12 protein-coding genes are annotated in these 13,202 nt (G+C 45.6%); 5 read left to right on the top strand and 7 right to left on the bottom strand.

The features are described 5' to 3' along the window. Window positions 1-1,600, bottom strand: a 1,600-nt coding sequence (locus tag AYK67_RS01485) for a T1SS-143 repeat domain-containing protein (RefSeq protein ID WP_208976179.1), incomplete at its 3' end; no start/stop codon positions are given. A 730-nt stretch (window positions 1,601-2,330) separates the two neighbouring features. Here AYK67_RS01485 and AYK67_RS01480 point away from each other — a divergent pair. Together AYK67_RS01480 and pntB are read left to right on the top strand one after the other, a co-directional pair. Next, the gene (locus tag AYK67_RS01480; protein WP_068081236.1) at window positions 2,331-3,899 is read left to right on the top strand and encodes a Re/Si-specific NAD(P)(+) transhydrogenase subunit alpha; all 1,569 of its coding nucleotides are present in this window, start codon (window positions 2,331-2,333) and stop codon (window positions 3,897-3,899) included. A gap of 18 nt (window positions 3,900-3,917) precedes the next feature. Further along, window positions 3,918-5,309 carry a Re/Si-specific NAD(P)(+) transhydrogenase subunit beta gene (gene pntB / locus AYK67_RS01475; protein ID WP_068081233.1) on the top strand — a complete coding sequence of 464 codons (1,392 nt, stop codon included), beginning with the start codon at window positions 3,918-3,920 and terminating at the stop codon, window positions 5,307-5,309. A gap of 78 nt (window positions 5,310-5,387) precedes the next feature. Here the strand turns inward: pntB and AYK67_RS01470 are convergent, their stop codons facing one another. Next, window positions 5,388-5,906 carry a class I SAM-dependent methyltransferase gene (locus AYK67_RS01470; RefSeq protein WP_208976178.1) on the bottom strand — a complete coding sequence of 173 codons (519 nt, stop codon included), beginning with the start codon at window positions 5,904-5,906 and terminating at the stop codon, window positions 5,388-5,390. A 126-nt stretch (window positions 5,907-6,032) separates the two neighbouring features. Between AYK67_RS01470 and AYK67_RS01465 the strand changes: the two genes are divergently transcribed. Continuing rightward, window positions 6,033-6,386 (top strand): VOC family protein, encoded by a 354-nt coding sequence (locus AYK67_RS01465; RefSeq protein WP_068081231.1) that lies wholly within the window; start codon window positions 6,033-6,035, stop codon window positions 6,384-6,386. Between the two features lie 7 nt (window positions 6,387-6,393). On the opposite strand, the gene AYK67_RS01460 is transcribed toward AYK67_RS01465, so the two are convergent. The 5 genes from AYK67_RS01460 to AYK67_RS01440 all read right to left on the bottom strand — a co-directional run bounded on the left by AYK67_RS01460 (window position 6,394) and on the right by AYK67_RS01440 (window position 10,289). Further along, window positions 6,394-6,768, bottom strand: coding sequence for a CesT family type III secretion system chaperone (locus tag AYK67_RS01460; RefSeq protein ID WP_082735569.1), 375 nt, complete (start codon window positions 6,766-6,768; stop codon window positions 6,394-6,396). Between the two features lie 100 nt (window positions 6,769-6,868). Beyond that, complete coding sequence (locus AYK67_RS01455; protein ID WP_068081228.1) at window positions 6,869-8,113, bottom strand: HrpJ domain-containing protein; 1,245 nt, start codon at window positions 8,111-8,113, stop codon at window positions 6,869-6,871. 190 nt (window positions 8,114-8,303) lie between these two features. Continuing rightward, window positions 8,304-8,990, bottom strand: coding sequence for a hypothetical protein (locus tag AYK67_RS01450; protein ID WP_156453012.1), 687 nt, complete (start codon window positions 8,988-8,990; stop codon window positions 8,304-8,306). Between the two features lie 133 nt (window positions 8,991-9,123). Continuing rightward, on the bottom strand, window positions 9,124-9,633 hold the full coding sequence (hpaR, locus tag AYK67_RS01445; RefSeq protein ID WP_068081223.1) for a homoprotocatechuate degradation operon regulator HpaR: 510 nt from the start codon (window positions 9,631-9,633) through the stop codon (window positions 9,124-9,126). 110 nt (window positions 9,634-9,743) lie between these two features. Next, window positions 9,744-10,289: a GNAT family N-acetyltransferase gene (locus AYK67_RS01440; protein ID WP_068081220.1), complete on the bottom strand. Its 546-nt coding sequence runs from the start codon at window positions 10,287-10,289 to the stop codon at window positions 9,744-9,746. A gap of 380 nt (window positions 10,290-10,669) precedes the next feature. Between AYK67_RS01440 and AYK67_RS01435 the strand changes: the two genes are divergently transcribed. Together AYK67_RS01435 and lepA are read left to right on the top strand one after the other, a co-directional pair. Next, window positions 10,670-11,188 (top strand): outer membrane protein, encoded by a 519-nt coding sequence (locus AYK67_RS01435; RefSeq protein WP_068081217.1) that lies wholly within the window; start codon window positions 10,670-10,672, stop codon window positions 11,186-11,188. Between the two features lie 143 nt (window positions 11,189-11,331). Continuing rightward, the gene (lepA, locus tag AYK67_RS01430; RefSeq protein WP_068081214.1) at window positions 11,332-13,137 is read left to right on the top strand and encodes a translation elongation factor 4; all 1,806 of its coding nucleotides are present in this window, start codon (window positions 11,332-11,334) and stop codon (window positions 13,135-13,137) included. Window positions 13,138-13,202: the final 65 nt, after the last annotated feature.

Raw genomic sequence — 13,202 nt, 5'->3', positions numbered from 1 at the left:
CATCTTCATCCAGTGTGGCATGAACAGCCGTACCCCCGGCCACGGGCACATCATCAACCACATTGACGTTTATGGTAGCCCGTGCCTGGTCACCATCGCCATCGGTTGCGATGATGTCAAAGCCAAGGCCAAGCACATCTTCCCCCGCAGCCCCGTGATCAAGCGGCCCATGCAGCGTGAATGTGTAAGAACCGCTATCATCATCAAACAGTTCTATTTTAAAAATCTCTTGTGTGATTGGTGATGAATTATCAGCACTTGATTCAGTGTATCCCGTTAAAACAGTACCGTTTTCCGAAACTGAAATGTAAACCGGTTGGCCACCAGATGTAATGGGATTTCCATTTGCATCAAGGGCAAGGATATGTTCGCCGTTTGCACTGTAACCATCTGAAAAGGTAAGCGAGCGATTTCCGATACCACCGGGGATATCTTGGTTTTCGCCGTCGTTTTCATCCTGACTATCGACCCCCCAATCCACATTGAGTTTAGTTGAAACCTGAATGGAATTGCCGTCAGTTAAAATGTCCTCATCTATTTGTGCAGGGGCACTCACACCGAACTGTGGCAAATCATCATAAACGTTCACGATGAGCGATGAGCCAACCGTATTTCCAGCGCCATCTGCAGCAGTAAATGAAAACTCTAAGGGCTGAACACTTTCATTTGATGCGATATGATCTAGGTTGCCGGATAGGGTGAAAGTGTATGTTGGTTCTAAACCACTCGCATTTAACTCGAGTTTGAAAATGAGCTCTTGCGCACCGCCATCAACACTTGGTTTGTATGCAAGTAGGATCTGGCTACCATCTGTTAACTGCATCAGTGAATAGGTAAGTGGGACGCCATCAGAAGAGCAGTCGAGCTCTTCACCACTACTTGTAATAGGGATACCGGCGCTAGACATCTGTAAAAACAAATTATGTTCGCCAGGTCCTTCGCTTTGAAAAGTGATGCCAAGACTACCGCTATAAACCAAGATGCTATCGGTGACACTGTCATCATTACTATCGAGTAAGCCCTCTTGGAGTTGCGCCGGCGTTGGAAGACCGGTCACAATTGGTGTTGTATCCTTTTGAGGGAACAGCGGATCTTCACGAACTTGTAAACTGGCAAACTCAATGGGCTTGAGCAAATCATGAACATTTAGACCCGGTCCTAGATCCGTCATCTCCGGATCATAGAATTGCTGGCCAGGACCACGATTGCCGTCTATTTGCTCACCGATTGTTTCCCCATCACCGGCAGCGGTTTTAAATTCGTCAGAAGGAACGATATTGACCGCCTGATTAAACTGACTAAGCGTCAAAATCGTACCGCCGCCAAAATCAACGAGCTTGCTTTGTAATGGCTCATCAAAGAATTGGACGATTCTTAAGCTTTGCCCTTGCTCAAAAACCAGCTGTAGATCCTCACCAACTCGGAATAAATTTAACGGGACATCCATAATGCGGGTGAAATCAATAATTTGCCCGCTTTGTAACAGAATGGTTTTCGTCACTCCTGCTGGTGGAGCGTTGAGTACCAGCTCTTTTTGAGAATGAGCTTCTTCTAGATTATGAGCGTTCTTATGCGTTTTATTTGTCTGTTCCTGCGTCATCGTTGCCTCTTAATTAAAAATTTAATAAAATTTTAATTGTTGGGCCTATATTTTCCCACTCGCGAAAAATGTCAAATCAATTAAAAACCAAATAATAACTATAGTTAATGTTATTGGGATTAGCGTGCATTTAAAAATAACTAATTAAAACAACAAGATAAATAAGATTATTTGTTGAAATTTTTGACAGAAAAAGGCCTGTAAGCCTAGTTAACTAAATTTTCTGTAGGGATGACTATGAAAATTAATGGGTTCATTTGGCGTAAACCCGAGGAGTTTCCACACCTATTTAAGGCTTCAAGGATCTGATCTCATTTTTCTACTGTTTAAGTGAAACATGAATAAAACAACTAAATAGCACTGTAGTGTTCTTGAATTCAATTCAATGTAAAAATAGAATTGTCTCTGGACTGTAATTTGAGTTTCATGAAATATATAAAACGAAATGAATACTAACTTGCACTAGGGTCGTTTAGTAGGAAAATACTCGCAATTGTATACAGCAGTATTTGAGCGACTAGTTGTATTTAATAGGCGTGTATTTTTACTTATGTAGAGGTACTGGAACTTGACATCCTATAAATAAAATAGGACATTGCGCTGAATTCTAGTATGGTAGTGCAAGTTGCGGCAATTTGGCAATATAAGTGAGTGCGAATTTACACTTGTGTCACACATGGCTATTTTAACCTGCGCCTGAACTAGGGGTGCAAGCGAGGATATAAAAAATATGAAGATTGGGGCTCCCAGTGAGATCCTGTCTGATGAAAAGCGCGTTGCGCTGACACCAGACAGTGCCCGCCAGCTTCAAAAACTGGGCTATGAGTGTCTGGTTGAATCAGGAGCGGGTATCGCGGCGAATTTTTCAGATGCGGATTATGAAGCAGCTGGCGTCACAGTTGTTGCGAATGCAACCACGTTGTGGGGCGAAGCTGACATAGTTGCCAAGGTTCGCCCGCCAGAAGAGAGCGAACTGGCGCTGGCTCATGAAGGCCAAACAGTGGTTAGCCTGTTCTTCCCGGCACAAAATGGCGATCTTTTACAAAAGTTTGCCGATAAAAAAGTCAATGTTCTGGCACTGGATATGATCCCGCGTATCTCGCGGGCGCAGAAAATGGATGTACTATCATCCATGGCCAACATTGCCGGTTATCGTGCCGTAATTGAAGCGGGCAACAACTTTGGTCGCTTCTTTACCGGACAAATTACAGCAGCTGGTAAAGTTCCCCCCGCCAAGGTGCTGGTTATTGGTGCAGGCGTGGCCGGTTTGGCGGCTATTGGTGCCTCCACTTCACTTGGTGCGATTACTCTGGCTTTCGACGTGCGTCCAGAAGTGGCGGAGCAGGTCGAATCCATGGGGGCCGACTTCGTTTATCTGGACTTTGAAGAGGAGCAGCAAGACGGCGCTTCGACAGGTGGGTATGCCTCTGTCTCTTCTCCAGAGTTCCGTGCAGCGCAGCTTGCCAAATTCCGCGAGTTAGCGCCTGAGGTTGATATTGTCATCACCACAGCATTGATTCCGGGCCGTGATGCGCCAGAGCTTTGGACCTCCGATATGGTCGAAGCCATGAAACCGGGCTCGGTAATTGTGGATCTGGCAGCAGAAAAGGGCGGCAACTGTAAACTCACCAAAATGGATGAGAAAGTTGTTACCGATAATGGCGTAACTGTTATTGGCTATACCGATTTCCCATCCCGCATGGCGACCCAGTCTTCCACCTTGTTTGCCACTAATGTTCGTCATCTAATGGATGATTTGACCCCCGAGAAAGACGGTGTGGCCAACATTAATATGGAAGATGACGTGATCCGCGGCGCAACGGCGACCAAGGATGGCGAAATTACTTTCCCACCGCCAAAGCCGAAAGTCGCTGCGATTGCAGCACAAAAGCCGAAAGCGCCTGAAAAAACACCGGAAGAAATTGCTGCCGAGGAAGATGCAGCAGCTAAAGCTGCGGGGCGTCGCCAGCTTGGCCTACTCGTTCTTGGTGGTGGCCTAATGGCTCTCATTGGTGCCTATGCACCGGCCGCTTTCATGCAGCACTTTATCGTGTTCGTACTGGCTGTGTTTGTGGGTTTCCAGGTAATCTGGAACGTGTCCCACTCGCTACATACACCGCTGATGGCGGTTACCAACGCCATTTCCGGCATCATTATTTTGGGTGCGCTGCTGCAACTGGGAGCAACCGGCTGGATTGTACCGCTCTTGGCTGGCATTTCGGTGCTCATTGCCACTATTAATATCGTCGGTGGTTTCATGGTCACCCGGCGCATGCTGCAAATGTTCAACAAATCTTAAGCGGGGAGCTAGAAAGTTATGTCTATTGGCCTTCAAACTGCCGCTTATATTGCGGCAACTGTATTGTTTATCCTGTCTCTCGGTGGACTTTCTAACCAGGAAAGCGCCAAGCGGGCTGTCTGGTTTGGTATCGTCGGTATGGCGATTGCCGTTTTCGCCACCATCTTCGGACCATTGGTTGATCTTGGTAGTGGTTCCGTTGTCACCATACTGCTAATAACAGTAATCATCGGTGCGGTGATCGGTGCCATTGTGGCTCAACGGGTAGAAATGACCGGCATGCCGCAATTGGTTGCAGCGCTTCACTCGTTTGTGGGTCTGGCTGCGGTGTTTATCGGCATCAACTCCGATATCACAGCGCACGACTTTGCCAGCAACGCTGAGCGGATTATTCACGAAGCCGAAGTGTTTATCGGCGTATTCATCGGTGCAATTACCTTCACCGGTTCTATTATTGCCTATGGCAAGCTGGCGGGTAAAATTGGTGGTAAAGCCCTGTTGCTCCCTGGTCGTCACCTGCTTAACATTGCAATGGTAGCGCTCTCTGTCATCTTGATGATCATGTACATGAACCATGCCGGTTCTTGGACACTTTACGTGATGACATTGCTTGCCTTCGCCATTGGTGTGCACATGGTTATGGCCATTGGCGGTGCCGACATGCCGGTTGTGGTATCTATGCTCAACTCCTATTCCGGTTGGGCGGCAGCAGCTACAGGCTTCTTGCTGGGTAATGATCTGCTGATCGTAACAGGTGCTTTGGTTGGTTCTTCAGGTGCAATCCTTTCCTACATCATGTGTAAGGCCATGAACCGCCAATTCCTTTCGGTTATTCTGGGTGGTTTTGGCAACACAACCGGCCCGGCCATGGAAATTGACGGTGAGATGGTCCCAACCGATGCCGACTATGTGGCCGATAGCCTGAACGATGCCGATAGCATTGTGATTGTTCCAGGTTACGGCATGGCTGTTGCTCAGGCACAGCAGTCTGTCTCAGAACTCACCAAACGCTTGCGTGCCAAGGGCAAGAACGTGCGCTTTGCAATTCACCCGGTTGCAGGGCGTTTGCCAGGGCACATGAACGTACTGCTGGCAGAAGCGAAGGTACCCTATGACATCGTACTGGAAATGGATGAAATCAACGATGATTTCCCCGATACAGATGTGGTGATTATTATCGGTGCCAACGACATTGTGAACCCATCAGCGCAGGAAGATCCCAACTCACCAATCGCCGGTATGCCGGTGCTGGAAGTTTGGAAAGCCAAGCAGGTGTTTATTTCCAAGCGGGGTCAAGGTACAGGCTACTCAGGTGTCGAGAACCCGCTGTTCTATAAAGAGAACTCGCGTATGTTCTATGGTGATGCGAAAGCCTCAATCGATACCTTGCTGCAAAAGGTAAATGGCTAGAGCGATATAAGTAAGCAAATTAAAGCCCGCGCTATTCCGTAGCGCGGGCTTTTTCGTGGGCAGATAACCCAACAAATTCTAAAGAGGCTTTAGAGCAAACAGAACGCCGTTTTTATCACGAATGAGATCGTATTTGGCGCGCTTGAGTTCAGAACGCAGCATAGGCAGGACGCTTTTCTCATCCGCAATCAGCATGTACCCATCGGGTCGCAGATGCTGCATCATTTTCTGCAGGAATTTCAGCCGTGCATTGTTTGGGAGCTCATGAAAGAATTGATCTAGCACGATAGCATCAAGGTCTTTGGGGGGCGTATAACTCAGCGCATCCTTATGAACAATCTCGATAGGGTAGTTATTCTCTTCAACGCGTTCGCGTAGTTGCTCAAGCCCGATGGCCGAACTATCAACCGCAATAACCCGGTGGCCGCGTGCAGCGAGATACAAAGCATCGCGTCCTTGTCCTGCACCCACATCAAGAACCAGTCCGTTTTCAAAATCGAAGCCACTAATGGTGGTTGTATAGTGCTTTGAGGTGTGGCCAAAGTAATCTGGCTCATTCTGGTAAATCTTGTCGTACTTTTTCATCACTGCCGTCATTAGGTTTTTCGTTGTTCTACGCTAGTTCGAGTATAAATCCTAGCACGAACCTATATTTATTGGTTGCATCCTATGTCTTGCCAGACTGTGATGTTCTTTATATGTTCTAATTCTGGGAGGTGTAATATGGCTGATTCTACAAAAATGAATTATATTGAGTTGCCTTGTATGGATTTTGCCAAGGCTCAATATTTTTACGAAGCAGCATTTGGTTGGACGTTCGTGCCTTACGGAGAAGATTACTTAGCTTTTAACGATAGTGCTATGGACGGAGGTTTTTATAAAGCACAAATGCAGTGTCGCCAGGAAAATGGCAGCGCTCTCGTGGTACTTTATTCTCCGACGTTGGAAGCCATACGTGACAAGGTCGTCAGCTGCGGTGGGCAAATCCATAAGGATATTTTTTCATTTCCCGGAGGTCGAAGATTTCACTTCCTCGACCCCCATGGCAATGAGCTGGCAATTTGGTCTGATAACTAAAATGCTTTTAGTTTAATCTAGCAGCCTCTATGAGATAATCGACAGTACGTTCGATTGTAGGGGTTGTGACCTGAGAAGACGAGAGCATCGCGGAGAAGTATAGATTTTCGTCACGGTCGAGTGCCATGTGCAGATTATTGCCAAGCTCTACTTTATAACCAGCCTTTTGTAAAACCTGTAATAATTCAGTTCGCTCATTCTGGTTTAGTGGTCGTGATAAACTGACAACGATGCTTTCGCCTTGCCTAGCTGGCGTAAATATTAACATCCCGGATTGAGAAAGTGTAAAAGAAACACTGCCATCCGGTTGTGTTTCAAGTGGCATTTCCATATTTGCCGCAAATCCTGATAGGCAATTTGATATTGTACTAGAAAACTGCATGTAAGCCCTTGTTAGCTGAGGTGTATTTGCGGCGGTCTATCACGTAAGCCTGCAAACAATAGATTTTAAACCAAGCTTGTTGTTTTAAGAGCAAGTAAACTCATTCACCTGCTGATAGTTGTGCCTGAAATTGTTCTTCTTCTTTCAAGGCAAGGTGCTCACTCATTTCTGTCAATATACCTTGCTGTTGAACGCGAGCACTATCGCTGCTGATGATCGTATCAGGTACATCACGGTGTAAGTTAATGATATTATTTGCGAAAACAACAGAGTCTTTTGCTGACACCGGCATAATTGGTGTAACAATTGCTTGCGCATCAACAGGGCCAACAACCGACTTGCTAATAAACTGGAAGAACTTTCCAGCAACTTTATCTAGTGTAGATTTATCATCGGTCTGCTTTGAAATAAGGTTTTGATTTGTAAGCATCAATGCACTGTCAACGCCTTCGTAAACAGTGCGCATGCTCTTTAGTTTTCCAAGCTCAACAAGAATACCTTGCAGCTGTGCGGGTTCGTCACCGGCCTCCGCAAGTTCAAGGCCGCGACCTGCAGCCTGGGTAAACAAATCTATGACATCATCAAAACTGTCGACCGCAGCCATACTTTTATCATTTAGTGTTTTTCCAAGTGTCTGTTTTAAGGCTATAAAATCAGTAAAACTATCGAAGATTTTGGCAAAGTCCGGCTCATTTCGTAGCATAGTATGATAGTGTTCCCGAATGGCTTCAGGATTGGTGCCAAACTCCTCAGCATTGTCATGGGCTAGTTGTGCAACAGCAAAACCGGCACGTATTTCACGCCCTTGAGTGCCTTCTTGCATAGCTTTGTGCGTATCACGTAAGCTTTGAAGCAGTTCAGGGCTATCACCAGTTGCCTCAAAATGTTCTATAGCAATTTCTAACGCCGCAAATTGATGTGTGATATCACCATCAAACTCACTGAGTATATCCAGTAAGTCTTGCTGCGAAATTCCGGAGCCGCCGCCACTTTTTCCTTCCAAGAGGCTTTGAAAGTCTTTAAGCTTTGCGATCATATCGCGAAGTTTATCCTGATCGGGTAAATCAGGGAGTTTGTCGTAATATTCAGCAATTCGATTAATTGCTTCAAGGTTCGAGCCTTGTCCTTGTCGAACCGAGCGGGTTTCTAAAGACTTTCGATCAAGCTTGGACGATACGGCCAATCCCATTTCTTCCGCAGCATCAAGCAGTTTCGAAGGGCTGTTTAGCTGGGTAACCTTTTCATTACGTCTTTGGCCCGAAGCTTCGGATAAAAGCGGAGCTCCAACAGGGGAGGTGGCATTATGTGTTGCAATGTTACTTCTTAAAACTTCAAGTGCTGCCATTAACGCCTCCTAAACAACGTAACTTGGAAACGATAATTCCTGTCTCCGAAAAGGTACGTAAAAACAAAAGGTAAGTAGTTTACCTGCTTCAACCAAACTGCATTGGCTAAAAACCTACTTCCTGCTCAATTGCCCTAAGTCTAATCAATGGCTGTTTGCAATGAAGTGCCGGAAAACACTCGAACTCAAACTAGTTTGCTTCTAGAGATAAATCCTTCTTCGAGATACGGTAAATGATGATTTGCGATACACCGCCCCCTTTCGATAAATCCTCAGCAAAATACGAAGAATCTTCAGCGGTGAGTACAAGGGTATCCAAGCGTGCAAGTGTTGTTGTGCCATCAGCAGCACCTTTACGCCTTAATCTTAGCGGGCCAAAAACAGCGAGTGCAAGAAGGAGTTCGCCCGTACCGGCCGAGAGTACTTTTTCACTTTGAATATCACTAAATTCACAAGTAACATCAAGCAGTATTGGGTTATAATCGAGGGAATAAACATGATTGGAAAAAGCTCTATCCAGCTTAATCGTACTCGCACCGTGTTGCTCGAAAGGAACGCCCATTTTTACGCAAGTTGTTTGCAAGTCTCCACTATTTGTTTGGGATGTCGCATTCAACCGGCACCCAATAATTGAATCACGATTGTAGACTAGAAAACTACGTTGAAAACTATCGAGTAAACCAAGCTGCACGCCACCTTCATTTTCAACAATAGCAAATTGCCAGAGATAGTGGGCGGGTATAGGCGATTGTTCTTGAAGCCATTTTCCAGAGCAAACCAACCGTTTTTGCTGATTGGCCGTTGTCGTACCGCTGTAAAGGTCAGTTGTTTTCGTACAGTCAATCCATTGGTACTGGTGGGATCTAATTATCTGCATGCTGTAAAACTTTAAAATTAATAACAAACATAATTGCATTTAAATGCAATTTTAAATTGTATATAACAGGTAAACTTCATGCATGACAATGCTCAAATCTACATAAAATTGTAAATATTAATAGAGGGGCATGTCATCTGTGCTTTTTGGGTGAGGGAGTTAAGAATCTAAGGTCCTTCCAGTTAAGTTCAAGCTCAATAAGTTCATTAAGTAAATCAATTAGCTGGTTTGTTTTTTCTGGTGTGTATTTTTCGCTAATAAGCGTGAGAACAGCATTTATTATTGGCAATTTATCTAATAGTAAATTTCGTCCTTGATCTGTGATCGTAAATAAGAAGCGGCGACCATCACTTTCATGTCGTTCCCTGACCACATAATCTCGATCTTCTAAAAACTTCAAAATCCGTGTAAGGCTCGGCAATAGCAAACAGGTTTTTTCTGCGATTTCAGTTGGTTCTATGACACCATTCTCATATAGAACACGAAGGACACGCCACTGCTGCTCAGTTAATTCTGAGTCTAGTAGTAATGGCCGTAACGGTTGCATAATACGTTCACGTGCACGAAGTAAAGCCAGTGGCAGCGAGTTGGTTGTCAATGGCTGGGTAACAGCATTAGTGCTTTTATCTTTTATCTCTTTCATAAAGAGCTTATGAACTACTACTTACGTTAAGACAAGCACGATCCTTCCATGAGATTTAGTATTTCCAGATGTTTCCAGTGCTTTGTGAGCAAAAGGCGAAAAAGCTATACTTATGCCAATTCTATCTGTTTTGTTTCGTTTTTTGTTTGTTCTTTAAAGCAATCTTCTAAGTTTATCGTCATGAGCGTTAAAGACAACCAGCGACCGTACTTTTGACCGACTTCAGGTAAAGTTCCGGAGATTTCAAAACCATGCTTGAGGTGCAATGCAATTGACTGCTCGTTTTTACTTTCAATAGCCCCAACCATCACATGGTAACCTTGCTGGCGGGCGATCTCGATAAGTCTTGATAAAAGTTGCGAACCGATACCTTTACCTCTAGCCCTATCCTCTAAGTAAATAGAGTGCTCAACGGTTTTGTTATAGCCGCTGCGCCCGCGAAAACTGCCATAATATGCGTAACCTAAAAAGGCGCCATTTTTATCTTCCGCAATGAGAATAGGTAGGGCGAGACGTTGCTTTTCTTCATACCATGCAACACGTTCCTCGAATGTCTCGGGTGTTTCGGTCCATAATGCATCAAGATTGCGCACAGACTCATTATGTAATTTTGATATAGCCTCTAAATCACTTGGGATGGCAAAGCGAATACTCATTTCTGAACTCCTTCAAACACAATAATCTATTAGTATTTTGGCAAAAAGACACTTGAGTTTTTGTGCTTGTCACAAACAGGCTTTTGATGACTGCGTGAAACGCTCAAGGGGTTAGGAGGTAAGTAATTTTTAATTATATTAAGTAATTATAACAATAATAAAATTAATTATATTGTTGTTATAATGGAAAAATTACTATGATGAATACATATCCAAATTTTTGTTTTAGTTGTCTTGTCTTGATTTCTTCTATTGGTTACATGCAAACGGCAAAGGCACAAGGTTTGAAAGATAGCAGACCAAACTATTATGTTGGTGCTTCAGCCAGCTGAGCGCTTCCCTCTGATACATATTTAGAGAACCCGCAAACAGGACTACGCTTGAAAAAGGCGATCCATTTTAATCAAGGCTATGGTGGCAAAGTCTTCCTTGGTAAGACGTATGGGAACAATCTAAGATTACAAACAGATGTGGGTTTTTTGACCAAAGAACTTGGGAAGGGAGCCATAGGTGAATCGGAAGGGCGTATAAACCTTGTCACTACAACAGCGAATGTCTTTTGGGATTATAACAACACTTCACCGATTACACCCTTTATTGGCGTTGGGGTCGGGATTGCAACACCAATTAACGTTGACTTCAAATATAGCAATCCTGCAATAGACATGAAGTTGGAGGCTCACGATAGGGCAATTGCTATTTTGCAATTACAAGCAGGTGCCAGCTACCAAGTAAACCCGTCACTAAGGTTTGTGGCGGACTATGCTTATTTGCGCAGCAGTCAATTTCACCTGAAAGGTGAGGCGCGCAATAAACTTGGCTCGATTGTTTCGTGTTGCTACACCAAGTCCAGATTAAGCGAGCATCTATTCTCCGCCGGGATTCGCTACGACTTTTAAAGGCGGAGTTGTCGCGTTTCTTAGCTCCTAAAATAGATAGAAGTTGATTTTAAAGGCGTGGGCTTTGGATTTTCTCCAAAAACTCGCGCTTAAGCGTTAAAAGGGGCTTTGCCTTCGCTCAAACCAATGCTATTTGAGCCTCCATGACGACCAAGACCCTGACCAATATTCGCAACTTTTCAATTGTTGCCCATATCGACCACGGCAAGTCTACACTTGCCGACCGTTTGATCCAGTCCACCGGGACCATGACCGACCGCGAGATGTCGGATCAGGTACTCGATTCCATGGATATCGAACGTGAACGCGGTATCACTATCAAAGCGCAAACTGTGCGCTTGATCTATAAAGCCGAGGATGGCCAAGAGTACATTCTCAACCTTATCGATACCCCGGGCCACGTGGACTTTGCTTACGAAGTTTCACGCTCTCTGGCAGCGGTTGAAGGCTCATTACTTGTTGTCGATGCCTCCCAAGGTGTTGAGGCGCAAACGCTTGCCAACGTTTATCAAGCGATCGACAACAACCATGAAATTGTTTCAGTGTTGAACAAGGTTGATCTGCCCGCAGCCGAGCCTGAGCGCATTCAAGAGCAAATTGAAGATGTGATCGGCTTGGACGCTTCCGATGCTGTCATGATATCGGCCAAAACCGGTCTTGGTATTCCAGATGTGCTTAAAGCAATTGTCGATCGTTTGCCTGCACCGGAAGGTGACCCCGACGCACCACTTAAAGCCATGCTGGTCGATAGCTGGTACGATACTTACTTGGGCGTCATGGTGCTTATTCGCGTCATTGATGGTGAGCTGAAAAAGGGCGATCGCATTAAAATGATGGGCACTGGTGCCACCTACGATATTGATCGTGTCGGTGTCATGACCCCGAAATTCCTGAATGTCGATCGCCTCGGCCCTGGCGAAATCGGCGTGTTCACTGCTTCCATTAAGGAAGTTGCCGATACGCGCGTAGGTGATACGGTAACCATTGATAAAAAACCGTGTACTGAGGCATTGCCGGGCTTTAAACCTGCCCAGCCAGTGGTTTTCTGCGGTCTCTTCCCGGTTGATGCCAACGACTTTGAAGACCTGCGTAGTGCTATGGGTAAACTACGCTTGAACGATGCGTCCTTCTCCTTTGAAATGGAAACATCGGCAGCGCTCGGATTTGGTTTCCGCTGTGGCTTCCTTGGTCTGTTGCATCTGGAAATTATTCAAGAGCGCTTATCCCGCGAATTCAACCTTGATCTAATCGCAACAGCACCATCGGTTGTTTATGAAATGGAGATGACCGACGGCACCAACTTCGAAATGCACAACCCGGCAGATATGCCGGATGTGGTTAAAATCAAGGAAATCCGCGAGCCTTGGATCCGCGCCAACATTATGACACCGGATGAATATTTGGGTGCCATTTTGAAACTCTGCCAAGATCGCCGTGGTATTCAGGTTGACCTCTCCTATGTCGGTTCACGGGCTATGGTGACCTATGACCTACCGCTGAACGAAGTGGTCTTTGATTTCTACGATCGCTTGAAGTCCATTTCCAAGGGCTACGCGTCATTCGATTATACAATCAGCGAGTATCGCGCCGGTGATTTGGCGAAGATGTCTATCCTCGTCAACGAGGAGCCGGTTGACGCTCTTTCAGTACTGGTTCACCGCTCGCAGGCCGAGCGCCGTGGCCGTGCCATGTGTGAAGTGTTGAAAGAGCTGATCCCGCGCCACATGTTCAAGATCCCGATTCAAGCGGCTTTGGGCGGGCGCGTTATCGCGCGTGAAACCCTTTCGGCATTGCGTAAAGATGTGACCGCGAAGTGTTACGGTGGTGATGCGACACGTAAGCGTAAGCTGCTTGAAAAACAAAAGGCTGGTAAGAAGAAAATGCGCCAGTTTGGTAAAGTCGAAATTCCGCAGGAAGCCTTTATTCAGGCTCTGAAGATGGACGACTAGACTACGCAGTTTCAGTAACTTGAATAATTTTGGAAACCGGCCCAAATGGGCCGGTTTTCCTTTTA

The sequence above is a fragment of the Polycladidibacter stylochi genome, assembly GCF_001562055.1.
In the GTDB taxonomy this organism is placed as follows: domain Bacteria; phylum Pseudomonadota; class Alphaproteobacteria; order Rhizobiales; family Stappiaceae; genus Pseudovibrio; species Pseudovibrio stylochi.
The sequence above is the reverse complement of the archived record's forward strand: the minus strand, read 5'-3'. Positions and strand labels throughout refer to the sequence as shown.

Excerpts from the sequence above, each read along its gene's own strand:
- AYK67_RS01455 (WP_068081228.1), bottom strand. The coding sequence starts at position 8,113 with ATGGCAGCACTTGAAGTTTTAAGAAGTAACATTGCAACACATAATGCC.
- AYK67_RS01470 (WP_208976178.1), bottom strand. The coding sequence starts at position 5,906 with ATGACGGCAGTGATGAAAAAGTACGACAAGATTTACCAGAATGAGCCA.
- hpaR (WP_068081223.1), bottom strand. The coding sequence starts at position 9,633 with ATGAAAGAGATAAAAGATAAAAGCACTAATGCTGTTACCCAGCCATTG.
- AYK67_RS01480 (WP_068081236.1), top strand. The coding sequence starts at position 2,331 with ATGAAGATTGGGGCTCCCAGTGAGATCCTGTCTGATGAAAAGCGCGTT.
- AYK67_RS01450 (WP_156453012.1), bottom strand. The coding sequence starts at position 8,990 with ATGCAGATAATTAGATCCCACCAGTACCAATGGATTGACTGTACGAAA.
- lepA (WP_068081214.1), top strand. The coding sequence starts at position 11,332 with ATGACGACCAAGACCCTGACCAATATTCGCAACTTTTCAATTGTTGCC.
- AYK67_RS01460 (WP_082735569.1), bottom strand. The coding sequence starts at position 6,768 with ATGCAGTTTTCTAGTACAATATCAAATTGCCTATCAGGATTTGCGGCA.
- AYK67_RS01440 (WP_068081220.1), bottom strand. The coding sequence starts at position 10,289 with ATGAGTATTCGCTTTGCCATCCCAAGTGATTTAGAGGCTATATCAAAA.
- pntB (WP_068081233.1), top strand. The coding sequence starts at position 3,918 with ATGTCTATTGGCCTTCAAACTGCCGCTTATATTGCGGCAACTGTATTG.
- AYK67_RS01465 (WP_068081231.1), top strand. The coding sequence starts at position 6,033 with ATGGCTGATTCTACAAAAATGAATTATATTGAGTTGCCTTGTATGGAT.